Below are 26,716 nucleotides of genomic sequence, written 5' to 3' on the forward strand. Positions count from 1 at the left end.
GAGTCGAATCTCGCGTGCCTGTGCCGACGTCACCACCGGCTGAAAACCGACGGCTCCTGGACCGTCCGCCGGACCGGCGGAGGGAACCTCGAATGGACCACGCCCGCGCGGCGATCTCATCCGAACCGAACCCGAAGGGGCAGCAATCGAACTCACCCACAACCACATCCGCGGGGTGCAGCGCTCCCGTGCCCTCCGACTGCTCACCGAGCGCTCCCACGACCAGCAGGACGAGGTGTATCCGAACGAACTGCACGGGAGGCTGGCCACACACCACCACGCACCGGCACCACCACCCGAAGGCGGCGGCACCGGTACGTGAGAGCGTGCGATCAGTGGGCGGCGACGGCGGCGGTGCTTCCCGCAGCCGACGCGTCGGGCCTGCCTGCGCCGAGGCGGTCCTCCAGCTCTTCGAGGCTGCGCCCCTTGGTTTCCGGGACGAAGCGGTACACGAAGTACACCGATATCAGGTTGACGAGGACGAACAGGCCGAACGTTCCGGTGGACCCGAGGACGGAGTTCAGGATCGGGAAGACGAACGAGATCAAGGCGTTCGTCGTCCAGAGCACGAAGACCGCGATGCCCATGGCGAACCCGCGGATGGCCATCGGGAAGATCTCCGAGAGCAGCAACCACACGCAGGTTCCGATGAAGCACTGCACGAAGGCGACGAACACCATCATCGCGGCGAGGATGATGTAGCTGCGCCCCGTGGACGAGGGCAGCAGGAACACCAGCGACAACGCGGCCTGCGAGGAGGCCACACCGATGAAGCCGGTCAGCAGCATCTTGCGACGATTCACGAAGCCCAGCAAGATGATTCCGAGAATCGTCATGACCACAGACGTGACACCGACCGCGATGGTGGCCACCAGGGACGCGCTCACGCCCAACCCGCTCTGTTCCAGGATCGTCGGGGCATAGTAGTTGACCGTGTTGATGCCCGTCGCCTGCTGCACGATGGCCAAACCGCAGCCGATCCAGAGGATCCGGCGCATCCACGGGTAGTCGCGCAGATAGTGGACGGCGCCACTGACCTTCGAGTTCCGGTCGCGGGCGGCGTGGAGGCTGATGCTGGCGTACTCGACTGCGGCCTCCGACTCGCTGCGGCTCAGCTCGAGCGTGCTGCGGGTCTCGGCGAGCCGGCCCTTGGACGCGTACCAACGCGGTGAATCCGGGAGCGCGAGCATGCCGAGCAGCAGCAGAACCGCGGGCACCGAGGCGATGGCCAGCATGTACCGCCACACCGTCGGGTCCTCGATGAGGTGATCGAGTAGCGCGTTGATCGAGAAGGCGAGCATCTGACCGGTGACGATCATCAGTTCGTTGATGGTCACCATCCGCCCGCGACGCTCGACCGGCGCCATCTCGGCCAGGTAGAGCGGGCAGGTGACGGCGGCGGCGCCCACACCGAGACCGAGGACGATCCGCGCCAGCACCATGATCTCCACGTTGGGGGCCATCGCACACCCGAGTGCGCCGATGAGGAACAGACCCGCGCAGACGAGGAGTGTGCGCTTGCGGCCGAGAGCGTCCGACAGTCGGCCTCCCAGCAGCGCACCGACGGCGGCACCCGGGAAGAGCAGCGAGCTCACGACGGTTGCTTCGCCGACGGCGCTGAGGTTCAGCTCATCCTTCATGTAGAGCAGCGCACCGGAGATCACACCGGTGTCGTAGCCGAACAGCAGGCCCCCGAGCGTGGAGATGACGGTGAGCTTGGTCAGGAAGCGTTTGTGACTGCGCTCGTTGCGCGCAGCGCCGCCGCTTCCGCGGGCACTGGCAGCCGAGTGGGTTGTCGACATCAGGTGTTGGCCTTTCTGGGGAATGCTCACGCATCGCGACACGGAAGATCGGTTCACGTGTCGATACCGCCCGAGTGTGCTCGGCTCGATGCAGCCGAAGGGGCGTTCTCTCCTGGACTGAAGCGCTTCACTAACGCGCTTCAGTTACCTACTATGATGTGAATCACAGAGGGTGTCAAGGGCAGAGATCTCGCTGCGGGAGAATGTCCCTGACGACAGAACCGAGGGAGATCGAGATGCTCGACGATCGAGCCGCCGCGCACGACGGTGCGGAGCGGCTACCGGCCGGCCTGCACCGACGCCCCACGATGGCCGATGTCGCGACGCGGGCCGGGGTGTCGCGCACCCTGGTGTCACTGATCTTCAGCAACAAGCCCGGAGCGTCCGACGAAACCCGGGACCGCGTCCTCCAGGCTGCAGACGACCTCGGTTACCGTCTCGACCGGGCCGCCCGCATGCTCGCGCGCGGCCGCAGCCGCACCCTCGGCGTGCTCATCGACGTCCATCAGACCTTCCAGGCCGACCTGATCGGAACCGTCTACGCGGAGGCCGAGGCCGCCGGATACGAGGTGCTGCTCTCCGCGAGCGCACCCACCCGGGACGAACACAAGGCGATCGAAGCCCTCCTCAGCCACCGCTGCGAGGGCCTGATCCTGCTCGGCCCGCTCTCCGAGGTGGACTATCTGCGCACGCTCGCGGACCGTGCCGTCGTCACCGTCGTCGGCCGCGCACTCCCCCACACCGCCGTCGACACCGTGCGGACGGCGGACGCCAAGGGCATCCGGCAGTCCGTCGACCACCTGGTCGAACTCGGGCATCGCGAGATCGTGCACGTCGACGGCGGCGCGGACCCGGGGTCACCCGAGCGGCGTCGCGCGTACCTCGCCGCGATGCGCAGGCACGACCTCTCCGACCACATCCGCGTCATTCCCGGTCAGCACAGCGAAGCGGCAGGTGTCGCCGCCGCAAACACTCTGCTGGCCGAAGACCGCCTGCCGACCGCCGTGCTCGCCGGCAACGACCGCTGCGCCATCGGTCTGATGGACGTGTTCACCCGCGCCCACGTCGACGTGCCCGGCGACATCTCGATCGTCGGGTACGACGACAGCCACCTTGCCCAGTTGTCGCAGATCGACCTCACCACCGTGCGGCAGGACACGGAGGGTCTGGCGCGGCACGCCGTGCAGTTCGCCATCGGCCGGCTCGAGAACGACGACCTCGGCCCGCAAGATTTCGTGATCGACCCCCATCTGGTGGTGCGCGGCACGACCGGTCCGGCCCGGTCGTAGCCGCGTCCCGCTGCAGCCGTTCAGCGCAGAGGCAACGGACTCACTGCGTGATGCTCCTCAGGTATTCGACGCTCCGGACGACGTCGCGCACGGGGCCTTCGTCCTCCGGTTCCGACGCGAGGATGGTGTCCTGTTCGAGGACGTACCAGCCGTCATAACCCTGATTCTGCAGCCGCTCGACCACCCCGGCGATATCCACGTCTCCGGTGCCCAGTGGCGTGTACATCCCTTGCGCGACGGCCTCGGTGTAGGTGAGTTCGCCCGCCCGGACCCGCGCGAGAAGCGCCGCATCGACGTCCTTCAGGTGCGCGTGGGCGATCCGCTCGGGGGCGGTGGTGACGAGGTCGAGGGGGTCGGTGCCACCGATCAGCAGGTGTCCGGTGTCCAGGCACAGCGGGATCGACGAGCCGTCCAGGATGCGGTCCACCTCGGCACGGTTCTCGATCATCGTCCCCACGTGGGGGTGGATCACCGCCCGGAGTCCCCGGTCGGCGGCGGCCGACGACAGCCGGTCGAGGTTGCGCAACAACGTCTTCCATCCCGAGTCGTCGAGTTCCGGTCGCGAATCGTAACCGACGGCTCCCGTGACCGCCGCCAGAACCATCACCTCCGACCCCGACGCGACGAGTGAATCGATCGCCCCGCCAACCGCAGCGACGGCGTCGTGATCCGGATCGTGGAGCAGCACAGGAACGAATCCCCCGACCGCCGTCAGGTCGTACCGGGCGAGGGTGTCCGTCAGCTCGCGCGGATCCGAGGGGAGGAATCCGTCCGGACCCAGTTCGGTGGCAGCCAGGCCGGCGTCACGCATCTCGGTGAGCACCCGGTCGGGGTCGAGCTGGTGACCCCAGCCCTCCACCTCACACACTCCCCACGAAATGGGCGCACCTGCAAGTCGAATCGTCATCGTCCTATTTCATCCCATCGCACCGGTCGGTGCTGTTGCAGTGACAGTGGGGCCGTGTCGGGAATCCCGCTCACGGCTGTCGCCGGGTGGTCTGTGCGGCCAGACGTTCCGCGAGCACCGCCGGATCGGCGTTCTCCCGCAACGCTTCCCAGACCGTGTCCACCTGAGTGGCCGGCGCGAGACTGTGCACCGGTTGATCCTGGTCGAGGTTGGTGGGGAACGGGTAGCACTCGGCCGTCGCGACGACGGCATTGCGGAGGGTGCGCTCGCTCGCCCCGGCACTCTGCAGTGCCAGCAGGGTCGGGTATACGGCGTTCGCCATGGCCTCCCGGTCCAGCACCTCCATCGCCCGGCCGAACGGCGACGAGATCTGGAGCAGATTGGCCGACCGCCGGATCGCGTGCGAACGGTTGTGGCCTGCGCCGTGGTAGAGCGCCGGGTTGAAGAACACCGCGTCGCCCTTCCGCAGAGGCAGCTGAACATGACTGTCGCGGAAGAACTCGACGAACTCCGGCAGGGAGAACGCCAGGTATCCCGCCTCGAACAGTTGCGAGTACGGCAGATACAGGGTGGGCCCGCTCTCGACGGGCATGTCGCAGTGCGCCACCGCCCCCTGCAGTGTCAACGTGGCCGACATCCGATGCAGATGCGCCGGATAATCCGCCAGTTCGTGCCGGGGCACGATGCCCAGGTGGTAGTCCCGATGCGGCACCTGCGCGGCACCACCGGGGTTGACCACGTTGACCTGCGACGTCACCTGATACAGCGGGCCCAGCCAGCTCTGGCAGATCAGCGCGAGAATGTCGTTGGCGTAGTACTCGGCGAACACGTCCGGAGCGCCGAGAGCCAGCTTCTGCGCTGCGTTCCAGATGCGGTCGTTGGCGCCCGCCTTGCCGAAGTGGTCACCCACCACACCACCCGACGCGTGTTGCTGCGCGATGAGGAGGTCGAATTGTTCGGTGGCGCGGTCAAGGACCGCGAGATCACTGAAGGCATTCTGGAACACCACGATTCCGGGACCGTCCGTGAGCGCGCGCCCCAGTTCGGTCTGCACGGCGCGGCGGGACTGCGCGTCGTCGAGGTGGGGCATCAGCACGTCACTGCGGTACAACAGGACGTTCTGTTCCACGGACTGAGCGAACGGGTAGTCGGCGAGGTTCGTCGAGCGATCCACGGAGGCGCGAAACGCGTCGAGGTCGCAGTCGGAGTCGCGGATCCAGTCACGCCGGCCGGTCGGCGGAGGAGTCGTGATGGTCATGGGGATAGTCTTGCCGTGATGTGAGTGGCAAACAACAGCAGAAATCCATCATTTTCACCTCAGGAGGCGGCTGTGAAGCACCGCTACAAGATCCGTGAGATCGCCCAGCAGTCGGGATTGAGCGAGGCTACCGTCGACCGCGTGCTCCACGAACGCCCCGGAGTACGGGAATCGACGAGAGCGGAAGTGCAGCAGGCAATCCACGATCTCGACAAACAACGCACCCAGTTGAAGCTGAGTGGGCGCAAGTTCCTCGTCGACGTCGTCATGCAATCACCCGAACGCTTCACCACCGCATTCCGTGCGGCCGTGGAGGCGGAACTGCCCGCTCTCGCCCCCGCCGTCGTGCGGTCACGGTTCCATTTCCGGGAAACCGGCTCGACACCGGCGATGGTCGAGACTCTCGATCGGATCGCAGCCCGCGGCACGCAGGGCGTGATCGTGAAGGCGCCCGACTCCGTCGAGGTCGTCGAGGCCATCGACCGGCTCACCGCGGCGGGGATACCGGTGATCACCTATGCCACCGACGTCCCGGGCAGCTCGCGGGCCGGCTACGTCGGGATCGACAACCGGGCCGCGGGGGCGACCGCCGCCTACCTCGTCGACCAGTGGCTCGGCGACCTGTCGTCCGCCGTCCTGATCACGCTGAGCAGCAATGCCTTCCGTGGAGAGGAGGAACGGGAGATGGGGTTCCGCGCCGCACTGCGAAGTTTCGGCACCGACCGTGCGGTGATCGACATCGCGGAGAGCGACGGACTCGACGCGACCATCGAGAGCCTCGTGCTCCGGGCGCTCGAACATAACCCGGACATCGCGGCCGTCTACTCGATCGGCGGCGGCAACGTGGCCACGGCCCGCGCATTCGAACGGACCAGCCGCACCTGCCGCGTGTTCATCGCCCACGACCTCGACGAGGACAACACACGGCTGCTGCGAGCCGGCACGCTCTCCGCCGTGCTGCACCACGATCTCCGGGCCGACGCCCACCTGGCGTGCCGCATGTTGCTGCAGGCGCGGGGCGCGCTCGGCGGTGTCACGACGGCCGCGTCCCCCATCCGGGTGGTCACCCCGTACAACCAGCCGTGACGGCGTGGATCAGCGCCTAGCTGCCCTGCCCCTGGGGGACAGGCACGCCGCGGGACTGGAACCAGCCCGCCGGATCCATCTTGGTTCCGTTGACCGCCCACACCTCGTAGTGCAGGTGCGGTCCGGTCGACTGACCCCGGTTGCCCATGGTGGCGATCTGGTCGCCGGCCCGGACCTGCTGCCCGACCGACACCAATGACTGGTCGATGTGGCCGTACACGCCGGTGGTGCCGTCGTCCTGCTGGATGCGGACCCACAACCCGAATCCCGAGGCGGGACCGGACTCGATCACGGTGCCGTTGGTGACGGCCTTGATCGGGGTGCCGATGGAGTTGGCGATGTCGATGCCGTTGTGGTTGGTGCCCCACCGCGGACCGAAGCCCGAGGTGAACGTGCCGTCGGCCGGGACCAGCACAGCGGGTCGACGTGCCGCTTCCGCGGCCGCAGCCGCGCGGGCAGCCTGTTCTGCGGCCTCGCGAGCCAGCCGCTCGACCTCGGCCTTCTCGAACGCGAGCCGCTCGACTTCACGCTGGGCGGCGCGCTGGAGTTGCTCGGCGTAGTCGACGGGCACCGGGCGCGTGACCTGCAGGAACTGGGGCGGTGTCGAGAGAGACACGCCCGTCTCGGTCGACGCCTGCGCAACCTCACCGGTCGCGGCGGAGGCGATGCCCCCGGATGCGAGCAGAGCAGCGGCCGCCAGTGAGGTCGCCACCAGCCGTCGGCGGGAGGTCGTCGTCGAACGGAGGCGCCGGGTGCGGCGGGTGTGCGGGACGGTGTTCGGGTGTAGAGCCAAAACCACATTCCTCTGTCAAGTTCGTGATCGATAACGAAACGGTCACGGTTTCGACACAGGTTAGTACGGATCAGGCTGAATCCAGCGCGCCTCATTGACGAATGTGCAGCACTCTATCGACTCGCGCCGGATTTTCCGGCCTCATCAGTCACATGCACCCCGTGAGAGCACATCGACGACAGTGGTCACGCGTCAGAAGTGTCCGACGTCACGGAGCCCGCGGTCGGGACCGCGGGCTCCGTGACCTCCGAATCGGCCGCTCAACCGGCAGCCCGCAGCTGCGCCGCCAAACGCATCGCGGAGTTCGCGTCCCCGTATCCCTCGTAGCCGCCGACGCGTTGCACCACCTCGAAGAACAGGTCGGCGCCCACCGTCTGGGTGAACAGGTGGAAGAACTCGCCATGGGCATCGGCGTCGTACATGATGCCGGACCCGCTCATCCGGTCCAGGAGTTCGCGGGAGAGTCCGAAGCGGGCCTCGAGATCGTCGTAGTAGTTCGGCGAGATCACGAGGGGGTCGAACCCGTTGGACTGCATGGTCGCGGCGGCGGTGAAAATGTCCGTGCACGAGAACGCGACGTGGCTGATGCCGCCGCGCCGGGCCGCGGCGATGTGGGAGTTCCCCGACACCGCACCCGGAACCATGTTCAGGGAGATGCGCAGCGGACGGTCGATGCCGTCGGCACCCGTCTGGTCCATCGTCAGGGCCTGACTGCGCATCATGCCGACCGCGTCGGTGACGTCGAGACCCTCGTGCGGCGCCATCGCGAACACCGAACGGAGCAGCAGCATGATGCCGTCCCAGTTGTCGGACGGCACGGCGAGCGCCACGTGATCGACTCCCGTGAACACGGGCACCTCGTCCTGCCAGCGCGACTCCGTCGGATACAGGTCGAACGCCGACTGCCACGAGGCGGCACTGCCCGGGCCGCGCAGATCCAGCGACGTCGCATCGGTGATCTTCAGACGCACCACATCGGATTCGGGGGCCGTGTCCACACCGGGCAACAGGACCTCGTGCACCGGGACCTCGAGCGCCGCGGCGCGCTCACCCCACGCATCGGGATCGCTCGACCGGATACCGATCTGGGTGAGCACCGGCAGGTGCGCAGGCAGACCCGGAGCGGTCCACACGGTGCCCGCGGTCGCGTCGACCACGATGGTCATCCGGCCGTGCCGCCACAGCTGGAGGTCGTGGCTGCGGTGGCGGCCAACCAGACGGAATCCGATGTGCTGCAGCGCCTGCCGAAGGTCGGAATCCTTGCCGGGACCGGCCGCGAGCCGGAGCGACACGATGCCTTCGAGGGGTGCGCGCGGCGGCGGCTCGAACAGGGCCAGACCGCGACCGGTGTCCTCACCGTGCTCGGCCTGCACGCGTGCGACCTCCTCCTGGAGGTACAGCAGCGAGCGGTGAGCGTCGGCGGCGGTGCGGCCTGTCGACGACTGCCGGAACGTGTCGTTGAAGATCTCGAGCGACCACGGTCCGCTGTATCCGGCGGCCTGAACGTGCGCGCCGAACGTCGCGAGATCGAAGTTGCCCTGCCCCGGGAAGTTCCGGTGGTGCCGGCTCCACTGCAGGATGTCCATCGACATCCGGGGCGCGTCGGCGAGCTGGAGGAAGAAGATCTTCTCCCCCGGGATGTCGCGGATGCCGGACGGGTCGTCGCCGCGGGAGAGGATGTGGAAGCTGTCGAGGCACGTACCGAGGGCAGGATGATCCGCGTCCTGCACGATCTTCCACGCGTGCCGGTACGTATTGACATGCGTGCCCCAGGCCAGCGCCTCGTACGCGATGCGGAGTCCCCGGCTGTGTGCGCGCTCGGCGAGAGTGTGGAGTTGCTCGGTCAGGCGGGCGTCGTCGCGCACCGCCTCGGGCAACGGCGAGGAGCACACCAGCAGGGTGTCGCAGCCGAGCTGCTCCATGATGTCGAACTTGCGCTCGGCTCGGATCAGGTTGCGCGCGAACGTCGCCTCGTCCACGGAGTCCAGATCCCGGAACGGCTGATACAGATCGAGGGTGAGCCCGAGATCCGCTGCGCGGGAAGCCAGCTCACGCGGCGACCACGGCGAGCTCACGAAATCGGGTTCGAAAACCTCGAATCCGTCGAACCCGGCTGCCGCGATCGCGGTGACCTTCTCCTCCAGCGATCCGCTCAGGGATACCGTGGCAACGCTCGTACGAACCTGTCGTCCCATGGTGGCGTCAGCCCTTGTTGCAGATGAAGTCGACGGCCAGCGCATAGCCGAGAATGCCGAGCCCGGCGATCACACCCGTCGCGACTCCGGACACGTACGAGTGGTGCCGGAACTCCTCGCGGGCGTGCACGTTGCTGATATGCACCTCGACGAGCGGCACCTCGAGCGTCACCAGGGCGTCGCGCAGCGCCACCGACGTGTGCGTGAACCCGCCGGGGTTGATCACGACGCCCGACGCCGTGGTCCGGGCCTCGTGCACCCAGTCGATCAGATGGCCCTCGTGGTTGGACTGCCGCGCGACGATCTCACGTCCGGCTTTCGCGGCGGCCGTGCGGCACAACTCGACGACGTCGTCGAGCGTCTCCCGCCCGTACACCTCGGGCTGCCGTTGCCCCAGCAGGTTCAGGTTGGGGCCGTTGAGAACAAAGATCGGTCCGGGAGCGGTCATCGCGCGCTATACCTCCATTTGTACGAACTAGTGAGTTAGTTCGCACCCAGGATACAGCGCGCTCCCACCTAGGCGGACTTGTCTCGGCGTTCTCCCCGCTCCGGCTTGCGCGGAACGATGGTCGGAAGCACGTTGTCGTTGACCGTCTCGGCGCTGACCACGACCTTCTCGACGTCGTCACGGCTCGGGATGTCGTACATGACCGGCAGCAGAACTTCCTCCATGATCGCGCGCAGTCCACGAGCACCGGTGCCGCGCAGGATCGCCTGGTCGGCGATGGCCTCGAGCGCGTCCGTGGTGAACTCCAGCTCCACGCCGTCCATGTCGAACAACCGGTTGTACTGCTTGACCAGCGCGTTCTTCGGCTCGGACAGGATCTGGACGAGCGATTCCTTGTCGAGGTTCGTCACCGACGCCACGACGGGAAGACGACCGATGAACTCGGGGATGAGCCCGAACTTGATCAGGTCTTCCGGCATGACCTCCGCGAAGTGGTCCTGCGTGTCGATCTCCGCCTTGGACCGCACCTCCGCACCGAAACCGATGCCGCGCTTGCCCACGCGATCGGACACGATCCGCTCGAGGCCGGCGAACGCGCCCGCCACGATGAACAGGACGTTCGTCGTGTCGATCTGGATGAACTCCTGATGCGGGTGCTTGCGACCGCCCTGCGGCGGCACGCTGGCCTGCGTGCCCTCGAGGATCTTCAGCAAGGCCTGCTGCACACCCTCGCCGGACACGTCCCGCGTGATCGACGGGTTCTCGCTCTTGCGGGCGATCTTGTCGACCTCGTCGATGTAGATGATGCCGGTCTCGGCGCGCTTGACGTCGTAGTCGGCGGCCTGGATCAGCTTGAGGAGGATGTTCTCGACGTCCTCACCGACGTACCCGGCTTCGGTGAGCGCCGTCGCATCGGCGATCGCGAACGGGACGTTGAGCATCTTCGCCAGCGTCTGAGCCAGATACGTCTTGCCGCAGCCCGTGGGACCGAGCATGAGAATGTTCGACTTCGCCAGCTCGACCGTCTCGCCGCGCGCGTCACGGCCCTTGTCACCGGCCTGGATGCGCTTGTAGTGGTTGTAGACCGCAACGGCGAGAGTCCGCTTGGCGGCATCCTGGCCGATCACGTAGTTCTCGAGGAAATCCCGGATCTCGGCCGGCTTCGGCAGCTCGTCGAGTTTCACCTCGCTGGACTCGGCCAGCTCCTCTTCGATGATCTCGTTGCATAGGTCGATGCACTCGTCGCAGATGTACACCCCAGGCCCAGCAATGAGCTTCTTGACCTGCTTCTGGCTCTTACCGCAGAAAGAGCACTTGAGCAGATCCCCGCCGTCACCGATGCGTGCCATCTCGTCAGGTCCCTACTTCCTTCGTCTGCGTGCAACCATCGAACCGATCCCACGCTGTGCGCGCACCGACCGAAAACGAAAGCCCGTTATGTGACCGTACCCGCAGATCGCGAGCGAGGTCGACTGGTTGTCGGTGATTCGCGCACCGATCTTCCGGGAAAGCCAGCCTTGCCGATCCCGCACCCGGCTCGCGGTAACCGCGCCGTAACGGCGTGTCGCCCGAGCCGGGGCGGCAGGAAATCACTTCTGGGCGCTGAGTTTGCGGTACTCGAGCACGTCGTCGATGATTCCGTATTCCTTGGCCTCGGCGGCCGTGAGGATCTTGTCGCGATCGGTGTCCTTGCGGATCACGGCGGCGTCCTTGCCGGTGTGCTTCGCGAGGGTGGTCTCCATCAGGCGACGCATCCGCTCGATCTCGGCGGCCTGGATCTCGAGGTCGGAGACCTGACCCTGGATGCCGCCGGTGGCGGGCTGGTGGATGAGGACACGAGCGTTCGGCAGGGCGAGACGCTTGCCGGGGCTACCGGCCGCCAGCAGCACCGCGGCGGCCGAGGCCGCCTGGCCGAGGCACACCGTCGTGATGTCGGCGCGCACGTACTGCATGGTGTCGTAGATCGCCATCAGTGAGGTGAACGAGCCACCCGGCGAGTTGATGTACATGGTGATGTCGCGATCGGGGTCCAGCGACTCGAGAACGAGCAGCTGAGCCATCACGTCGTTGGCCGAGGCATCGTCCACCTGCACGCCGAGGAAGATGATGCGCTCCTCGAACAGCTTGTTGTACGGGTTGGACTCCTTGACGCCGTAGCTCGAGTGCTCGATGAACGACGGCAGGATGTAACGCGACTGGGGGCCTGCGGGCGCCTGGCCTCCCAGGCTGCGGGGATCGAACAGGTTGGTCATCAGTTCTCCAAGGGATGTATGGGAGCGGTCAGTGAGGAAGCCGGGCTGCTACTGCCCGGTCCCGCCCGCCTGCGCCGCGCGGGAGACGACGTGGTCGACGAAACCGTATTCGAGAGCCTGCTGTGCGGTGAACCAGCGGTCACGATCCGAATCGGCGGTGATCTGCTCGACCGTCTGACCGGTGTGCTCGGCGATCAGCTCGGCCATTTCACGCTTGGTGTGCGCGAACTGCTCGGCCATGATCGCGATGTCACTGGCGGTACCCCCGATTCCGGCGGACGGCTGGTGCATCATGATCCGCGCGTGCGGGAGGGCGTAGCGCTTGCCCTTGGCCCCCGCGGAGAGCAGGAACTGGCCCATCGACGCGGCCAGACCCATTCCGAACGTCGCGACGTCGCACTCGGCGAACTGCATCGTGTCGAAGATCGCCATGCCGGCGCTGACCGAACCGCCGGGCGAGTTGATGTAGAGGGAGATGTCCCGGCTGGGATCCTCTGCCGACAGCAGCAGAATCTGAGCGCACAGCTTGTTGGCGATGTCGTCGTCGACCTGGGTACCGAGGAAGATGATGCGCTCGCGCAGCAGGCGTTCGTACACCGAGTCGCTGAGGTTCAACCCAGCGGTGGCTGAAGTCATGGCGGGACTCTGCAAAGTCTCCAGGTGATTGGAAGTCACGGTACCTGCCTTCTCCGTAAATCGTTGATTGCTGACACAGACACTAACGAAGGAGGGCGGCACCGGAGTCCCGGTGCCGCCCTACTTCGCTCAAAGCGGAAAACAACTCACCGCCGAACGCGAGAAAAACATCCCGCGACCAGCATTACTTCTGGTCTTCGCTCTCGGTGGAATCCGACGCAGCCTCGTCCGTGGACGCAGCCTCCTCGGTCTCGGCCTCACCGTTGCCGAACAGTTCGGCGGTGTCGACAGCGGCACCCGAGGTGTCGGTGACGGTGGCCTGCTCGACGACACCGGCGAGAGCCTTGCCGCGACGCACGTCCGCGAAGACGGCGCCGAGCTGACCGGCCTGCTGGATCTGCTGGATGAACTGCTCGGGCGCCATGCCGTAGCGCTGTGCCTGGAACAGGATGCGCTCGGTGAGCTCGTCCTGGCCGACGGTGACGTCGGAGGCGTCGGCGATGGCGTCCAGCAGCAGCTGGGTCTTCACCGAGCGCTCGGCGCTCTCCTTGGCGTCCTTGTCGAACTCTTCGCGGCTCGTGCCCTGCTCCTCGAGGAGCTTGTTCAGCGCTTCCTCGTCGTGATCGAGACCGTGCACGGCGTCGTGGAGTGCAGCGTCGACCTCGGCCTTGACGACGGCCTCGGGCAGCGGGACCTCGACGGTCTCGAGGAGGGTCTCGAGGACCTTGTCGCGGATCTGACCGGCCTGCTCGACCTTGCGAACGCGTGCGACGCGCTCACGCAGGTCGGCCTTCAGCTCGTCGAGGGTGTCGAACTCGCTTGCCAGCTGAGCGAACTCGTCGTCCTCGGCAGGGAGCTCGCGCTCCTTGACGGTGCCGACGGTGACGGTGACGACAGCTTCCTTGCCTGCGTGGTCACCGGCGACCAGCGTCGAGGTGAACTCCTTGGACTCGCCGGCCTTGACGCCGACGACGGCCTCGTCGAGGCCCTCGATGAGCTGACCCGAACCGACCTCGTGCGACAGACCGCTCGCGGTGGCCTCGGGAACGGCCTCACCGTCGACGGTGGCCGACAGGTCGATGGAGATGAAGTCTCCGTCCTCGACCGCACGCTCGACGCCGGTCAGGGTGCCGAAGCGCTGACGCAGCGACAGCAGCTGCTCCTCGACGGCCTCGTCGGTGATCTCGATCGGATCGACGGTGACGCTCAGCTCGCTGTAGTCGGGCAGCGTGATCTCGGGGCGGACGTCGACCTCGGCGGTGAACTCGAGGAGCTCGCCGTCCTCGATCTTCGTGATCTCGATCTCGGGCTGACCGATCGCCTTCACCGAGGCGCTGGTGACGGCCTCGGAGTAGCGGGACGGGAGTGCGTCGTTGACGACCTGCTCCAGGACTGCGCCACGACCGACACGAGCTTCGAGCAACTTGGCCGGTGCCTTGCCCGGACGGAAGCCGGGGAGACGGATCTGTTGCGCGAGGGCCTTGTAGGCCTTGTCGAAATCAGGCTTGAGCTCCTCGAAGGGCACCTCAACGTTGATACGGACTCGCGTCGGGCTGAGCTGCTCGACGGTGCTCTTCACGGACTGGCTCCTTCGTGTGGTCGTGCTTTTTCTGTGCGGCAGTTGCCTGCCCTGTGGTTCTGGTCGGGGTGACAGGATTTGAACCTGCGACCCTCCGCTCCCAAAGCGGATGCGCTACCAAGCTGCGCTACACCCCGGTCGAAGCCGGCTCTCGCCAACTTCGCGAGGACCCGAGGAAGAATCCTACGGCCCCCCGATTATGAAATCCAAAGCGAGGTTGGGTACAGTCACTCATCGCAGACGACATGCATGGCGATCCCAGGTTGTCGTATGCACGGGGATGTAGCTCAATGGTAGAGCCTCAGTCTTCCAAACTGATTACGCGGGTTCGATTCCCGTCATCCCCTCCACACAGGAGCGTTCCCACCCCAGGGAACGCTCCTTTTTTGTCGCGCACAGGCGGTCGCGGACATCTCTGCCGCTATGACATGCGTCACAGGCGCACCAGACGCGCCCGCACCTGTCGTCTGGGGCCCGCTCCCCCGTTCGCCGAGCGCGTAACCACGATTTCGGTCAGTACTCTGGGAGATGTCCGATTTGTCCCCTACTCGTGGATGTTGCAGCCCCGCAGCCGGCGGTCCGCGAGAACTCCGGAGGCCCACCGTGGAACTGCTACTCATTCTCGTGATCGTGGCGGCGGTCGCCTTCCTGGTGGTGAGGAGCCGCAACAACCGCGCCGGGCAGACCGCGAACCAGCTCGAGGACGCCAAGGCGGACGCTCGCCAGGCAATCGAACGGCTCGGCGGACAGGTGTACAGCCTCACCGGGTCCGACACCGCCTCGCAGCAGGCACTCGCCGACGCGTCCGAGCGGTACACCGCGGCGGGCTCCCAGATCGATCAGGCCACGACGCCCGTCCAGGCGCGTCTCGCCAAGCAGACGGCGCTCGAGGGTCTCTACTACATCCGCGCCGCCCGCACGGCCATGGGCATGGACCCCGGCCCGGAGATTCCGTCGATCGACGGCCAGAAGTCCGCGGGAGCTGTCACCGAGGACCGTGAGGTCGAGTTCGAGGGGCGGCAGGTCGCGGCGTCGCCGAACCCGTCGTCGAAGACACCGAACTACTACCCCGGCGGCCGCGTCGCAGGACGCCCGGTTCCCGCCGGCTGGTACTCGGAGCCGTGGTGGAAGCCCGCTCTCGTCGCAGGCGCGTGGGGCCTGGGCTCGATGTTCCTGTTCTCGGCGATGTTCTCCGGCATGGCCGGAGTGGGGTACGACGCACAGGGCTTCGAGAGCGGAGCGGGCGACGCGTCCCAGGACACCGGTGACGCGGGCGCGGACGGCGGCGGCGACGGCGGTGACGCAGGCGCAGACGGCGGCGGCGACATGGGCGGGGACGCCGGTGGCGACGGCGGCGGATTCGACTTCGGAGGCGGCGGAGACGGCGGCGGATTCGACTTCGGTGGTGGGTTCGACTTCTAGCCGGCCGTCAGGAGGGCTGGCAGCTCGGGCACCAGAAGAGGTTGCGGCCCTTCATGACCGAGTGGGTGACCGGGGTGCCGCAGATCCGGCACGGTGATCCCGCCCGCCTGTAGACGTACGTCCGGGGACGGTCCTTGGCATACGCCGGATCGCCGTGATCGTCCTCGGGGCGGACGACGTGCATCTTGCCGCGGCGGACCCCGACCTTCATCAGGGCGACGAGGTCGGCCCACAGCGCGTCCCACTCGTCACGGGACAGCGCTCGACCGGGCCTGTCGGGGTTGATGCCGTGCCGGAACAGGACCTCCGCCCGGTACACGTTGCCGATGCCGGCGATCACGGCCTGATCCATCAGCAGTGCCCCGATCGGGGTCTTCGACGCCGAGATGCGTTTCCACGCCTTGTCGGGGTCGGCGTCCTTGCGGAGCGGGTCCGGCCCCAGCCGCGCCTCGATGGCGGCGACCTGCGGCGGATGGAGGACCTCACAGGCCGTCGGACCGCGGAGGTCGGTGCCGAATTCGGCGCCGACCATCCGCATCCTGACCTGCCCGACCGGCGGTTCCATCGGAACGGCCGATTCCGTGAACGCTCCGTACAGTCCCAGGTGGACGTGCACGACCAATCCGGACTCGTAGTGATGCCACAGGTGTTTACCCCAGGCCTCGGACTTGACGAGAACGCGGCCGTCGACGAGCGCCGCGTCCTCGGAAAATCGGCCCTGCGGGCTCAGCACCCGCACCGGCGCACCGGCGAACCGGCGTTGGTGTAGCCGGGCCAGCCGGTGCAGGGTGTGACCTTCGGGCAAGGGCGATCAGGCCTCGGGCAGGGCGGGGGCGACGCCGGTCTTCTCGAACTCGGACAAGATGTCGATGCGGCGCTGGTGGCGCTCCTCGTTCGACCACTCGGCGGCGAGGAAGGCGTCCACGATCGCGAGGGACTCCTCGAGGGAGTGCATGCGCCCGCCGAGGCCGATCAGCTGAGCGTTGTTGTGCTGGCGGGCCAGCTGCGCGGTCTCGACGCTCCACGCCAAGGCACATCGCGCACCCTTCACCTTGTTCGCGGCGATCTGCTCACCATTGCCGCTGCCGCCCAGCACGATGCCGAGGCTGCCCTCGTCGGCGACGACACGACGGGCCGTCTCGATGCAGAAGGCGGGGTAGTCGTCGAGGGCGTCGTAGACGTGAGCGCCGCAGTCGACGGTCTCGTGGCCCGCGGCCGTCAGGTGTTCGATGATCTCGTTCTTACGTTCGAATCCGGCATGGTCGGCACCCAGGTATACGCGCATGACTGGTGATTCTGTCAGGCGTCGTCGCGAATCGTGTCAGGGGCCCGGGACGCTTATCGTGATCAGCATGTATCCCGACAACGGACAGAACTGGGGACAGGCGTATCCGGGACATCGGCCGGTCCCCGCGCAGCACCAGTGGGGTGGCGGGACGGGATGGAATCCTCCGGTCCCGTTGCCGGGCCTCATGCCGAACGACCGGCCCGCCCGGCACTCGTGGGAGATCCCGCTGCTCGTGGTGGCGATCGTTCTCACCGTCGTCGCCTACGTGGCGTCGATCGCGGCGCTCTTCCTCGGCGTGGTGTCGACGTGGGTGCTCATCGTGCTGGTCGCGCCGATCCTCATCGCCGTCGGCCGCGGCCAGCTCTACGGCTCGCAGCAGGTGAACGGGATCAAGATGACGCCCACCCAGTTCCCCGACGGGTACCGGATGGTGGCCGAAGCGGCCGCACGGTTCGGGATGACCGAGCCGCCCGACGCATACGTCGTGCTCGGGAACGGCCGGATCAACGCGTTCGCATCCGGACACGGCTTCCGCCGCTTCGTCGTGGTGTACAGCGACCTGTTCGAGATCGGCGGCGAGGCCCGCGAGCCCGACGCCCTCGCCTTCATCATCGGCCACGAGGTCGGCCACATCGCGGCCGGTCACGCCTCCTACTGGCGGCAACTGGGACAGTTCGCCGCCAACTACATTCCCGTCGTCGGGTCGGCGCTGTTCCGTTCGATGGAATACACCGCGGACAACCACGGTTACTGCGTCCGTCCTGCGGGCGCCCGCGGCGCGATGGGCGTTCTCGGCGCCGGCAAATATCTTGTGAGCATCGTCGGATTCGACGAACTCGCCGACCGGGCCACCACCGAACGCGGGTTCTTCCCGTGGTTCGTGAATCTGCTGTCGGGACATCCGGTGCTCACCTGGCGTGCCGCCGCCCTGCGGAACAGGACCCGGCACGGTCACCTGTTCGTGAAACCCGGCCAGATCTACCGCGATCCGCAGCAACTGCAGTACGCGGCCGACCCGGCCGGGCCCGTCACTCGGTGACCGTGCCCAGGATCGGGGCTGGGCTCAGTCGAACTGAGGGTCCTCGGTCCGGGTGCGCTTGAGCTCGAAGAAGTGCGGGTAGCCGGCCAGTGCGACCGCACCGTCCCACACCTTGCCCGCATCCTCGCCGCGGGGAATCCGCGACAGGACCGGGCCGAAGAACGCGACGCCGTTGACGTGGATCGTCGGGGTTCCGACGTCCGGTCCGACGGCGTCCATGCCGGCGGCGTGACTCTCGCGCAGTGCGGTGTCGTACTCCTCCGATTCGGCGGCCTCGGCCAGTTCGGCCGGCAGGCCGACCTCGGCGAGCGACTTGACGATCACGTCGCCGAAGTCCTTGTTGCCCTCGTTGTGGATGAGCGTGCCCATCGCGGTGTACAGCGGCAGCAGGATCTCGTCACCGTGCTTCTGCGCGGCCGCGATCAGCACCCGAACCGGGCCCCACGCCTTGGTCATGAGCTCGCGGTATTCCTCCGGCAGATCCCGGCCTTCGTTGAGAACGGCCAGGCTCATCACATGGAAGTTCGCCTGCAGGTCGCGAACCTGCGTGGCCTCGAGGATCCATCGCGAGGTGATCCAGCACCACGGGCACAGTGGGTCGAACCAGAAATCAGCGACGTCCCTGGCGGTCCCGGCGTTCGTCCCAGCACTCACGTGATGCTCCTTCTCGGTGATGTACACATTCCCGTCCAGTCAACACCTCCCTGCCGGGAATCCTTCCCGGAGACCCCGCTCGCGGCAGTAGGGTCGACAGTGGTCGACCGGAAGGGAGCATCCTCACATGTCCTCCACTCGCACGTTCGTCGTCGTCGGCGGCGGCCTCGCCGGAGCGAAAACGGCAGAAGCATTGCGTGACAAGGATTTCGACGGTTCGATCATCCTCCTGTCGGAGGAGGAACACCTTCCCTACGAGCGACCTCCGCTGTCGAAGGAACACTTCGCAGGCAAGAAGGCTCTCGGCGACTTCACCGTCCATCACGGCGACTGGTACCGCGACCATCACGTGGACCTGCGGCTCGGCACCACCGCCACCGCCCTCGACCTCACCGCCCATACCGTGACGCTGCCGGACGGTTCCACGCTGGGCTATGACAAGCTCGCCCTCGCCACCGGTTCACGCTCACGCCGCCCACCGATCTCCGGCTCCGACGCCGAGGGCGTCCATTACCTCCGCACCATCGACGAATCGGACAGCCTGATCGACGCGGTCGCCGGCGGCGGGCGGCTCGTGGTGATCGGCGCCGGCTGGATCGGCCTCGAGGTGGGTGCCTCCGCACGGGAGAAGGGCGTCGACGTGACGGTGGTGGAGGCCGCCGAAGTTCCCCTGCTCGGCTCCCTCGGCCCCGAGATCGGCTCGGTCTTCGCCGAACTCCACCGCGAGCACGGTGTTCAACTGCACCTCGGCGCCACGGTCGAGGAGATCGTCGTCGACGACGGCAAGGCCACCGGGGTTCGGCTGAGCGACGGCACCGTCCTTCCCGCCGACGCCGTCCTCGTCGCCGTCGGCGCGGCACCCAACATCGAGATCGCGGAACGGGCCGGACTCGACGTCGACGGCGGCGTTCTCGTCGACGCCGGGTTGCAGACCAGCGACCCCGACGTCGTCGCGGTGGGCGACATCGCCGCGCAGTGGCATCCGCAGCTCGGCACCCGAATCCGGGTCGAGCACTGGGCGAACGCACTCAACCAGCCGGCCGTGGCCGCCGCCACCATGCTCGGGCACGCAGCCGAATACGGGAACCTGCCCTACTTCTTCACCGACCAGTTCGATCTGGGCATGGAGTACGTGGGGTACGCCCCGCACGATTCGTACGACCGGGTGGTCGTGCGTGGCGATTTCGCCGCACGCGAATTCGTGGCCTTCTGGCTCGACGCGGACAATCACGTCCTCGCCGGCATGAACGTCAACATCTGGGATGTCACCGATCAGATCAAGCAACTGGTGTCCTCGTCCGCCCCGGTCGATCCCGACCGCCTGGCCGACCCCGAGGTGCCGTTGACCGACCTGTCCGGTTAACACCCCCGGCCCACTCGTGATGGGATGGCAGCATCGAGTACGAGCATCGCCGCCGATCACGAGGAGACCTCTGTGGCCCCACCCAACCTGACCCGCGAACAGGCAGCCGAACGAGCCCGACTGCTGACCGTCGACAACTATCTGATCGAACTCGACCTCACCGACGGGACAGGTCAGCCCGGAGTCGAGACGACAATTCAGCCCGGAGTCGAGACGTTTTCTTCTCGCACCACCGTCACGTTCGGGGCCACCCCCGGCGCGTCCACGTTCGTCGACATCGTCGCGGCCCGTGTGCATTCGGCGACCTTGAACGGCTCGCCCGTCGACGTCTCGGATTACGACGAGTCCACCGGCATCACGCTCACCGGTCTCGCGGAACGCAACGAGCTGGTGGTCGAGGCCGACTGCGCGTACTCGCACACCGGTGAAGGGCTGCACCGCTTCGTGGACCCGACCGACGACGCGGTGTACCTGTACTCGCAGTTCGAGACCGCCGACGCCAAGCGCATGTTCGCCTGCTTCGACCAGCCCGACCTGAAGGCGACATTCGACGTGCACGTCACGTCCCCCGCCGACTGGAAGGTGATCTCCAACTCCGCGACCGTCGAGACGGTGGCGGCGGAACCCGGCCGTCACATCTTCCGCACCACGCCGAAGATGAGCACCTACCTCGTCGCGCTCATCGCCGGCCCGTACGCGGAGTGGACCGACAACTACTCCGACGAGCACGGCGACATTCCCCTCGCGATCTACTGCCGCGCCTCGCTCGGGAAACACATGGACTCCGAGCGCCTGTTCACGGAAACCAAGCAGGGCTTCGCGTTCTACCACCGCAACTTCGGCACCCCCTACGCGTTCGGGAAGTACGACCAGCTGTTCGTTCCCGAATTCAATGCGGGCGCAATGGAGAACGCAGGCGCCGTCACGTTCCTCGAGGATTACGTCTTCCGGTCCAAGGTGACGCGGGCGTCGTACGAGCGGCGCGCCGAGACCGTGCTGCACGAGATGGCGCACATGTGGTTCGGCGACCTCGTCACCATGCGCTGGTGGGACGACCTGTGGCTCAACGAGTCCTTCGCGACGTTCGCCTCCGTGCTCTGCCAGAGCGAGGCCACCGAATACACCAACGCCTGGACCACGTTCGCCAACGTCGAAAAGTCCTGGGCGTACCGGCAGGATCAGCTGCCGTCCACCCACCCCATCGCCGCCGACATCCCCGACCTCGCCGCGGTCGAGGTGAACTTCGACGGCATCACGTACGCGAAGGGCGCCTCCGTCCTCAAGCAGCTCGTCGCGTACGTCGGGCTAGACCCCTTCCTGTCCGGCCTGCGGGACTACTTCCGCGACCACGCCTTCGACAACGCCACGTTCGACGACCTCCTCGGTGCACTCGAGAAGTCCTCGGGCCGCGACCTGTCCGACTGGGGAGCCCAGTGGCTCAAGACCACCGGGCTCAACATCCTGCGTCCCGAATTCGACGTCGACGCGGACGGCAAGTTCACCCGGTTCGCCGTCCTGCAGTCCGGCGCAGCACCCGGTGCCGGTGAGCGACGGGTGCACCGCATCGCGGTCGGCGTATACGACGACCGGGACGGCAAGCTCGTGCGCACGAAGCGGGTGGAACTCGACCTCGACGCCACCGAACGCACCGACGTCACCGAACTCGTCGGTGTCGAACGCGGGCAGCTGATCCTCGTCAACGACGACGACCTCACGTACTGCTCGCTGCGGCTCGATCCCGACTCGCTCGCCACCGCCATCGACCGCATCGGCGACATCGACGAGCCTCTCCCCCGCACCCTGGTGTGGTCGGCGGCCTGGGAGATGACGCGTCAGGCCGAACTCAAGGCGCGGGACTTCGTCGCCCTCGTGCAGCGCGGCATCGGCGCCGAAACCGAGGTCGGTGTCGTCCAGCGACTGCTGATGCAGGCCCAGACCGCGCTGCACAGCTACGCCGAACCCGAGTGGTCCAAAGAACACGGCTGGCCGGACTTCGCGAACCGGCTCCTGGAACTGGCGCGGGAAGCCGAGCCTGGTTCGGATCACCAGCTGGCGTTCGTCAACGCGCTGGCGGGCGCGCAGCTGTCGGCATGGCACACCGAGGTGCTGCAGGAACTGCTCGACGCCGCACCCGAAACGGTCGGGCTGCCGGGCCTCGTCGTCGACACGGACCTGCGCTGGCGTCTCGTCACCGCGCTCGCCGGGGCCGGTGAGATCGACGCCGAGGGCATCGAGACGCCGTTCATCGACGCCGAAGCCGAACGCGATCCCACCGCGGCAGGCGCCCGCAACGCCGCCGCGGCGGCCACCGTCCGCCCGCAGGCCGCGGTGAAGGAACAGGCCTGGAACCGGGTGGTCGGCGACGATTCCGTGCCGAACATCACCGCCCGCTCGATCATCGGCGCCTTCGCCGGTCACGGGCAGTCCGAGATCCTCGCACCGTACGTGGCCCGCTATTTCGCGGACATCCCCGCGGTGTGGGAGCGGCGGTCGAGCGAGGTCGCGCAGACCGTCGTGGTGGGTCTGTACCCGTCGTGGTCGATCAGCGAGGAGTCCGTGGCGGCAGCCGACGAGTTCCTGGCCGGCGACCATCCGCCGGCTCTGCGCCGCCTGGTGGTCGAGGGCCGGGCCGGGATCGTCCGGTCGCTGGCGGCCCGGAAGTTCGACGCGAGCTGATCGGTGGCCGATCCTGCCGGCCTAGTCCGGCAGGATCGGCACGCTCACACCCTGGTCCCGGCCCAGCAGCACCGCGCGGGTGACCGCCGAGGAGCCGAAGCGGTCGCGGAGGCTGTCGAGTGTGCTGTCGAGGGAACTGCTCGTGTACGGGTCGAACGGCAGCGCGAGCTGTTGCGGGCAGTCGTCCTCGAGGTTGGCCACCGCGATCCCCACCAGGGTGATGCCCTTGGATTCGATCATCGGCCACGCGGTGCTCAGCAGGCCCCGGGCCGTGGTGAGGATCGTCTGTGTCTGAGCCGACGGCTGCGCGAGAGTGTGCGAACGCGTGACCCGGGTGAAGTCGTCGAACCGCAGCCGGAGCACCACCGTGCGCCCCACCCGCTCGCCGCGGCGCAGCCTGCCCGCCACCCGGTCGACCAACGTCACCAGGGCGGCGTCCACGTCCTCCCTCGACTTCGGTCTGCGCCCCAGGGCGTGCTGCGCGCCGACGGATCTCCGCCTGCGCCCCACCTGCACGGGCCGCGGGTCGCGTGCCCAGGCGAGCGCGTGGAGGTGGTGGCCCGCCGCGGGTCCGACGATGGAGACGAGCAGCTCTTCGGGATAGTGGGCGAGCTGGCCGACGGTGGCGATCCCGGCGTCGCGGAGCTTGACCGACGTCACCGCGCCGACTCCCCACAGCCGTTCGACCGGCAGCGGATGGAGGAACTCGATCTCGCGGTCCGGCGGCACGTGCAACAGTCCGTCGGGTTTGCCCACCGCGCTGGCGACCTTGGCGAGGAACTTCGTTCTCGCGACGCCGACGGTGATCGGCAGCCCCACCTGCTCGCGCACGTCGCGGCGCAGGCGTGCCGCGATGTCGACCGGCGTGCCCGCGATCTTGCGGAGACCGGCGACGTCGAGGAAGGCCTCGTCGATGGACAGTCCCTCGACCAGGGGCGTGGTCCGGCCGAAGACCTCGAACACCGCCTTGCTCGCGGCCGCATACGCCGACATCCGTGGCCGCACCACGAGGGCGTGCGGGCACAGGCGCAGCGCCTGCGCGCCGCTGCTGGCCGTGCGCACCCCGTACGCCTTCGCCTCGTAGCTCGCGGCCAGCACGACGCCGCCGCCGACGATCACCGGACGACCCCGCAGACCGGGGTCGTCCCGCTGCTCCACCGAGGCGTAGAACGCATCGAGGTCGGCGTGCAGGATGGTCGCCTCGGCGCCACTCGAGATGCGCGGGCGCGGCGAATCGGACACGAACATATGTTCGCATCGACCACCGACAGAAGTCGAGGGTCGTTCAGACCGACAACAGCATTCGCAGTGCGGTGGGTGTCTCGCCGAGTTGGGCGCGGATGGTCCTGGTCATGTGCGCCTGATCCGAGAAACCCAGGTCGGCCGCGAGGCCGGCGAGGTCCCGGTCGCCGTTCTCGATCCGCTCGAGCGCCCGCCCGACCAGACCCCTGTTGCGGTACCTGGTGAGCGACACACACATGACGGCGCTGAACGCGCGACTGAGCGCGAACGGTGACACCCCGAACCGCTCGGCGAGCGGTATCAGACCGTCCGAGCCGGGCTCGTCGTCGAGGACCGCCGCACGGGCGGCGGCCGCTATTACGTCGTCCGGAAGGCCGCCGCGCCGGCGTGAAACCGACGGCCCCCGTGACGCGGCGAGCGCGGCGACCGCGACGAGCCGGACGATCTCCTCGGCGAGGGCGAAGTGGACGCGCGCCGACTGGCCTGGTCGATCGTCGACGGCCCCTACCGGCATCACCATGCGTCCGCCCAGGTGAGCGAAGACGGCAACTGCGCGACCGTGTTCGTCTGGATCGCGGACATCCTGCCCGCGAGTCTCGCGGACCGGACCGCGCAGATGATGGAACTCGGCATCGGCGCCGTCCGGCGGACCCTCGACAGGGCTGACCGCGTCATCGACATCCGGTGAGACACCGACGGCCCGATCCGGTTCAGGAGGACTGAGCCGGGATCGGGCCGCGCGGACGCTGATCTGTGCAGGTTTACGGCGAGGCGATTGCCGCGCTCATCACGCGGATGGCACTCACGAGACCGTCGATGAGGTCGCCGTCGCCGAACGACGATACGGCGGCGGTGGCACCGAGCTGGGCGACCCGGTCGGTGACCCGGTTGGCCACGGCCCGGCCGCTGCGGATCTCGACCGTCCGCTGGTTGGGCGAGACCGCGATGAGCACGGACCGTTCCGCCTCGGGCGTCGTCGGGAACAGCGCGTCGGCGCCGGCTGCGGTGTCGGCGCCGAGGTCGCCGATGTACGCGTTGAAGCGCACCTTCGTCTTGCGGGTGCCTTCGGTGAGGGCATCGTCGAGGCGGACGAGTTCGTCCGTCGTGAACGGCAGGTCGTCGGTGAACGGCTCACCGACACGGTGCACGCCCGAGATGCGACCGCTGGAGGTCACGACGCTGCCGACAGGGAGATTGTCCGCGGATACCGCGGACGCGGGAATCAGGTCACCACTTGCCACTTGCCGAGCCTCCAATCAGGTCTGCCGAACCGGCGTGCACGCCGTGGTGTCCGCCGTGATGACCGTGCGTGGTCACCTCGTCGACGGCGCTCCACAGCACCGGCGCGTGCGTCCATTCCTCACCGAGGTGGAACGCGGGCGGCACGGGGCCCGGCGTCTTCTTGCCGACGAACGACATCCCCGCGAAGAAGGCGGTGATCAACGCCGGAATTCCTACGAATATCAGCACTGTCTCGAGAATGCTCACAACGCAAACGGTAGCCCAGAACCGTGCGAGGGGAAGCGTCAGGGCCGAACTTCGCGAAGGGGACCCGCGGAACGCTCAGGCGGCGCCTTCACCGAGGTAGGGCATCCACGACGGGTGCAGGTCCTTGGTGGACGCCAGCAGTCGCCAGTGCGGCCCCGACGGAGGCACCAGGGACGCCCGGAGCGTCCAGCCGAGTTCGCTCAGCAACTTGTCCGCTTTGCGGTGGTTGCAGGGTGCGCAGCAGGCCACGCAGTTCTCCCACGAATGCTCGCCGCCGCGACTGCGGGGAACCACGTGATCGACGGTTTCGGCCTTGGCACCGCAATAGGCGCACCGGAACCGGTCCCGGTGCATGAGGGCTGCGCGGGTCATCGGAACCCGGGCGCGATACGGCACGCGCACGTAGTTCCGGAGGCGGATCACGGACGGCACCTGCACGGACCACTGCTCGGAGTGGACGACCGGGGCCTGGGGATCCTCGTGGACGGTGTCGGCCTTACCGCAGGTCATCAACACCACGGCGCGGCGGGCAGGAAGGGCGGTGAGCGGCTCGTAGGTGACATTCAGGAGAAGCACCCGGCGCTTGATCCAGAGCGGAACCGCATTCTCGCCCGGGAAAGAAGGCTCTGCGCTGTGCGCGGAGCCTTCGGTGATCACTTGTAAAGCAAACGCCCCTGAAACCCCGGCACTCCGGGCATCAGTGGGCACGAGTTGTCGGTGCGCGCGGGCGCTGTGTCGATTCTTCATGCGACCTCCGGGAGATTGCCACCAAGTGCACCATGAATTGCCAGCTCGTGCACGTCCATTTCCGACAAAAATGCAGGACATTCGGTGAACAGACGGTGACGAAGACCGTTCGCGCCCACACGTGCACAATGGAAGGCGCCATGACTGACGTGCAGCAGACCTTCTACGAGGCGGTGGGCGGAGCGGAGACGTTCCGCAAACTCACCGCGCGCTTCTACGAGGAAGTCGCCAAGGACGACATCGTGCGGCCCCTCTACCCCGAGGAAGATCTGGGTCCGGCCGAGCGCCGGATGCGGATGTTCCTCGAGCAGTACTGGGGCGGGCCGCACACCTATTCGGACGAGCGCGGCCACCCGCGACTGCGGCTGCGTCACCAGCCGTTCAAGATCGGCCCGATCGAGCGGGACGCCTGGCTGCGGTGCATGCACACGGCCATCGCGTCGATCGACTCCGGCACCCTCGACGACGCCCACCGCAAGGCCCTCACCGAGTACATGGACATGGCCGCGGCGTCGATGGTGAACTCCGCCTTCTGAAACCGCCCCGCGCCGA

The 26,716-nt window shown here is 67.4% G+C and carries 27 protein-coding genes and 2 tRNA genes; 10 read left to right on the forward strand and 19 right to left on the reverse strand.

Features of this window, described 5'->3' with window-relative positions; all coding sequences use genetic code 11:
* Positions 1–175 precede the first annotated feature (175 nt).
* Positions 176–322, forward strand: coding sequence for a hypothetical protein (locus PSR88_RS06895; protein WP_016879929.1), 147 nt, complete (start codon positions 176–178; stop codon positions 320–322).
* A 10-nt stretch (positions 323–332) separates the two neighbouring features.
* Here the strand turns inward: PSR88_RS06895 and PSR88_RS06900 are convergent, their stop codons facing one another.
* Positions 333–1,802 (reverse strand): sugar porter family MFS transporter, encoded by a 1,470-nt coding sequence (locus tag PSR88_RS06900; protein WP_009474066.1) that lies wholly within the window; start codon positions 1,800–1,802, stop codon positions 333–335.
* 236 nt (positions 1,803–2,038) lie between these two features.
* On the opposite strand from PSR88_RS06900, the gene PSR88_RS06905 reads away from it, so the two are divergent.
* A complete protein-coding gene (locus PSR88_RS06905) occupies positions 2,039–3,091 on the forward strand; it encodes a LacI family DNA-binding transcriptional regulator (protein ID WP_011594404.1) in 1,053 nt (350 codons plus the stop codon).
* Between the two features lie 40 nt (positions 3,092–3,131).
* On the opposite strand, the gene PSR88_RS06910 is transcribed toward PSR88_RS06905, so the two are convergent.
* Complete coding sequence (locus tag PSR88_RS06910) at positions 3,132–3,998, reverse strand: sugar phosphate isomerase/epimerase family protein (RefSeq protein WP_016879926.1); 867 nt, start codon at positions 3,996–3,998, stop codon at positions 3,132–3,134.
* Between the two features lie 70 nt (positions 3,999–4,068).
* Positions 4,069–5,256, reverse strand: coding sequence for a phytanoyl-CoA dioxygenase family protein (locus PSR88_RS06915; RefSeq protein WP_016879925.1), 1,188 nt, complete (start codon positions 5,254–5,256; stop codon positions 4,069–4,071).
* A 72-nt stretch (positions 5,257–5,328) separates the two neighbouring features.
* Here PSR88_RS06915 and PSR88_RS06920 point away from each other — a divergent pair, with 72 nt between their 5' ends.
* On the forward strand, positions 5,329–6,342 hold the full coding sequence (locus PSR88_RS06920; protein ID WP_011594407.1) for a LacI family DNA-binding transcriptional regulator: 1,014 nt from the start codon (positions 5,329–5,331) through the stop codon (positions 6,340–6,342).
* A gap of 16 nt (positions 6,343–6,358) precedes the next feature.
* Here the strand turns inward: PSR88_RS06920 and PSR88_RS06925 are convergent, their stop codons facing one another.
* From PSR88_RS06925 to PSR88_RS06960, 8 genes are all read right to left on the reverse strand, one after another.
* The gene (locus tag PSR88_RS06925) at positions 6,359–7,135 is read right to left on the reverse strand and encodes a M23 family metallopeptidase (protein ID WP_011594408.1); all 777 of its coding nucleotides are present in this window, start codon (positions 7,133–7,135) and stop codon (positions 6,359–6,361) included.
* 260 nt (positions 7,136–7,395) lie between these two features.
* Positions 7,396–9,330 (reverse strand): sugar phosphate isomerase/epimerase and 4-hydroxyphenylpyruvate domain-containing protein, encoded by a 1,935-nt coding sequence (locus tag PSR88_RS06930; RefSeq protein WP_016879924.1) that lies wholly within the window; start codon positions 9,328–9,330, stop codon positions 7,396–7,398.
* 7 nt (positions 9,331–9,337) lie between these two features.
* Positions 9,338–9,778, reverse strand: a complete 441-nt coding sequence (aroQ, locus tag PSR88_RS06935) for a type II 3-dehydroquinate dehydratase (protein WP_005248177.1) — start codon at positions 9,776–9,778, stop codon at positions 9,338–9,340.
* Between the two features lie 68 nt (positions 9,779–9,846).
* Positions 9,847–11,127 (reverse strand): ATP-dependent Clp protease ATP-binding subunit ClpX, encoded by a 1,281-nt coding sequence (clpX, locus tag PSR88_RS06940; protein ID WP_005248181.1) that lies wholly within the window; start codon positions 11,125–11,127, stop codon positions 9,847–9,849.
* Positions 11,128–11,367: 240 nt separating this feature from the next.
* A complete protein-coding gene (locus PSR88_RS06945) occupies positions 11,368–12,030 on the reverse strand; it encodes an ATP-dependent Clp protease proteolytic subunit (protein ID WP_009474075.1) in 663 nt (220 codons plus the stop codon).
* Positions 12,031–12,078: 48 nt separating this feature from the next.
* The gene (locus PSR88_RS06950; protein WP_011594411.1) at positions 12,079–12,666 is read right to left on the reverse strand and encodes an ATP-dependent Clp protease proteolytic subunit; all 588 of its coding nucleotides are present in this window, start codon (positions 12,664–12,666) and stop codon (positions 12,079–12,081) included.
* Positions 12,667–12,850: 184 nt separating this feature from the next.
* The gene (gene tig, locus PSR88_RS06955) at positions 12,851–14,245 is read right to left on the reverse strand and encodes a trigger factor (RefSeq protein WP_011594412.1); all 1,395 of its coding nucleotides are present in this window, start codon (positions 14,243–14,245) and stop codon (positions 12,851–12,853) included.
* Positions 14,246–14,305: 60 nt separating this feature from the next.
* Positions 14,306–14,382 (reverse strand) — tRNA-Pro (locus PSR88_RS06960).
* Between the two features lie 139 nt (positions 14,383–14,521).
* Here PSR88_RS06960 and PSR88_RS06965 point away from each other — a divergent pair.
* A tRNA-Gly gene (locus PSR88_RS06965) sits at positions 14,522–14,595 on the forward strand.
* Positions 14,596–14,848: 253 nt separating this feature from the next.
* Positions 14,849–15,667 carry a hypothetical protein gene (locus PSR88_RS06970; RefSeq protein ID WP_009474078.1) on the forward strand — a complete coding sequence of 273 codons (819 nt, stop codon included), beginning with the start codon at positions 14,849–14,851 and terminating at the stop codon, positions 15,665–15,667.
* A gap of 7 nt (positions 15,668–15,674) precedes the next feature.
* Here PSR88_RS06970 and PSR88_RS06975 read toward each other — a convergent pair whose 3' ends face one another.
* Positions 15,675–16,472 (reverse strand): Fpg/Nei family DNA glycosylase, encoded by a 798-nt coding sequence (locus tag PSR88_RS06975; RefSeq protein ID WP_009474079.1) that lies wholly within the window; start codon positions 16,470–16,472, stop codon positions 15,675–15,677.
* A gap of 6 nt (positions 16,473–16,478) precedes the next feature.
* Positions 16,479–16,952 (reverse strand): ribose-5-phosphate isomerase, encoded by a 474-nt coding sequence (locus tag PSR88_RS06980; RefSeq protein ID WP_011594413.1) that lies wholly within the window; start codon positions 16,950–16,952, stop codon positions 16,479–16,481.
* A gap of 67 nt (positions 16,953–17,019) precedes the next feature.
* Between PSR88_RS06980 and PSR88_RS06985 the strand changes: the two genes are divergently transcribed.
* On the forward strand, positions 17,020–17,994 hold the full coding sequence (locus tag PSR88_RS06985; protein WP_011594414.1) for a M48 family metallopeptidase: 975 nt from the start codon (positions 17,020–17,022) through the stop codon (positions 17,992–17,994).
* Between the two features lie 24 nt (positions 17,995–18,018).
* Here PSR88_RS06985 and PSR88_RS06990 read toward each other — a convergent pair whose 3' ends face one another.
* Positions 18,019–18,675 (reverse strand): DsbA family protein, encoded by a 657-nt coding sequence (locus PSR88_RS06990; RefSeq protein WP_009474081.1) that lies wholly within the window; start codon positions 18,673–18,675, stop codon positions 18,019–18,021.
* A gap of 100 nt (positions 18,676–18,775) precedes the next feature.
* Here PSR88_RS06990 and PSR88_RS06995 point away from each other — a divergent pair, with 100 nt between their 5' ends.
* Complete coding sequence (locus PSR88_RS06995; RefSeq protein WP_016879923.1) at positions 18,776–20,011, forward strand: NAD(P)/FAD-dependent oxidoreductase; 1,236 nt, start codon at positions 18,776–18,778, stop codon at positions 20,009–20,011.
* Between the two features lie 72 nt (positions 20,012–20,083).
* Positions 20,084–22,687: an aminopeptidase N gene (gene pepN, locus PSR88_RS07000; RefSeq protein ID WP_016879922.1), complete on the forward strand. Its 2,604-nt coding sequence runs from the start codon at positions 20,084–20,086 to the stop codon at positions 22,685–22,687.
* 21 nt (positions 22,688–22,708) lie between these two features.
* Here pepN and dinB read toward each other — a convergent pair whose 3' ends face one another.
* Positions 22,709–23,935, reverse strand: a complete 1,227-nt coding sequence (dinB, locus tag PSR88_RS07005; protein WP_016879921.1) for a DNA polymerase IV — start codon at positions 23,933–23,935, stop codon at positions 22,709–22,711.
* A gap of 37 nt (positions 23,936–23,972) precedes the next feature.
* On the reverse strand, positions 23,973–24,449 hold the full coding sequence (locus PSR88_RS07010) for a helix-turn-helix domain-containing protein (protein ID WP_083852999.1): 477 nt from the start codon (positions 24,447–24,449) through the stop codon (positions 23,973–23,975).
* Positions 24,450–24,461: 12 nt separating this feature from the next.
* Between PSR88_RS07010 and PSR88_RS07015 the strand changes: the two genes are divergently transcribed.
* Positions 24,462–24,617, forward strand: coding sequence for a hypothetical protein (locus tag PSR88_RS07015; protein WP_237723740.1), 156 nt, complete (start codon positions 24,462–24,464; stop codon positions 24,615–24,617).
* 73 nt (positions 24,618–24,690) lie between these two features.
* Here the strand turns inward: PSR88_RS07015 and PSR88_RS07020 are convergent, their stop codons facing one another.
* From PSR88_RS07020 to PSR88_RS07030, 3 genes are all read right to left on the reverse strand, one after another.
* Positions 24,691–25,170, reverse strand: coding sequence for a DUF5130 family protein (locus PSR88_RS07020; RefSeq protein WP_005264322.1), 480 nt, complete (start codon positions 25,168–25,170; stop codon positions 24,691–24,693).
* The gene (locus tag PSR88_RS07025) at positions 25,157–25,417 is read right to left on the reverse strand and encodes a hypothetical protein (protein ID WP_009474087.1); all 261 of its coding nucleotides are present in this window, start codon (positions 25,415–25,417) and stop codon (positions 25,157–25,159) included. Before PSR88_RS07025 ends, PSR88_RS07020 begins: the two co-directional genes overlap by 14 nt.
* Positions 25,418–25,492: 75 nt before the next feature.
* A complete protein-coding gene (locus PSR88_RS07030; protein ID WP_167540926.1) occupies positions 25,493–26,164 on the reverse strand; it encodes an HNH endonuclease in 672 nt (223 codons plus the stop codon).
* 140 nt (positions 26,165–26,304) lie between these two features.
* On the opposite strand from PSR88_RS07030, the gene PSR88_RS07035 reads away from it, so the two are divergent.
* A complete protein-coding gene (locus PSR88_RS07035; protein ID WP_029537133.1) occupies positions 26,305–26,700 on the forward strand; it encodes a globin in 396 nt (131 codons plus the stop codon).
* Positions 26,701–26,716: the final 16 nt, after the last annotated feature.

Origin of the sequence: Rhodococcus sp. DK176 (assembly GCF_038447315.2) — a bacterium.
Taxonomy (GTDB): domain Bacteria; phylum Actinomycetota; class Actinomycetes; order Mycobacteriales; family Mycobacteriaceae; genus Rhodococcus_F; species Rhodococcus_F jostii_A.

Coding starts and splice junctions, on each gene's coding strand:
- PSR88_RS06900 (WP_009474066.1), bottom strand. CDS start 1,802: ATGTCGACAACCCACTCGGCTGCCAGTGCCCGCGGAAGCGGCGGCGCT.
- PSR88_RS06905 (WP_011594404.1), top strand. CDS start 2,039: ATGCTCGACGATCGAGCCGCCGCGCACGACGGTGCGGAGCGGCTACCG.
- PSR88_RS06910 (WP_016879926.1), bottom strand. CDS start 3,998: ATGACGATTCGACTTGCAGGTGCGCCCATTTCGTGGGGAGTGTGTGAG.
- PSR88_RS06915 (WP_016879925.1), bottom strand. CDS start 5,256: ATGACCATCACGACTCCTCCGCCGACCGGCCGGCGTGACTGGATCCGC.
- PSR88_RS06930 (WP_016879924.1), bottom strand. CDS start 9,330: ATGGGACGACAGGTTCGTACGAGCGTTGCCACGGTATCCCTGAGCGGA.
- aroQ (WP_005248177.1), bottom strand. CDS start 9,778: ATGACCGCTCCCGGACCGATCTTTGTTCTCAACGGCCCCAACCTGAAC.
- clpX (WP_005248181.1), bottom strand. CDS start 11,127: ATGGCACGCATCGGTGACGGCGGGGATCTGCTCAAGTGCTCTTTCTGC.
- PSR88_RS06945 (WP_009474075.1), bottom strand. CDS start 12,030: ATGACCAACCTGTTCGATCCCCGCAGCCTGGGAGGCCAGGCGCCCGCA.
- PSR88_RS06950 (WP_011594411.1), bottom strand. CDS start 12,666: ATGACTTCAGCCACCGCTGGGTTGAACCTCAGCGACTCGGTGTACGAA.
- PSR88_RS06980 (WP_011594413.1), bottom strand. CDS start 16,952: ATGCGCGTATACCTGGGTGCCGACCATGCCGGATTCGAACGTAAGAAC.
- PSR88_RS06985 (WP_011594414.1), top strand. CDS start 17,020: ATGTATCCCGACAACGGACAGAACTGGGGACAGGCGTATCCGGGACAT.
- PSR88_RS06995 (WP_016879923.1), top strand. CDS start 18,776: ATGTCCTCCACTCGCACGTTCGTCGTCGTCGGCGGCGGCCTCGCCGGA.
- dinB (WP_016879921.1), bottom strand. CDS start 23,935: ATGTTCGTGTCCGATTCGCCGCGCCCGCGCATCTCGAGTGGCGCCGAG.
- PSR88_RS07010 (WP_083852999.1), bottom strand. CDS start 24,449: ATGGTGATGCCGGTAGGGGCCGTCGACGATCGACCAGGCCAGTCGGCG.
- PSR88_RS07030 (WP_167540926.1), bottom strand. CDS start 26,164: ATGAAGAATCGACACAGCGCCCGCGCGCACCGACAACTCGTGCCCACT.
- PSR88_RS07035 (WP_029537133.1), top strand. CDS start 26,305: ATGACTGACGTGCAGCAGACCTTCTACGAGGCGGTGGGCGGAGCGGAG.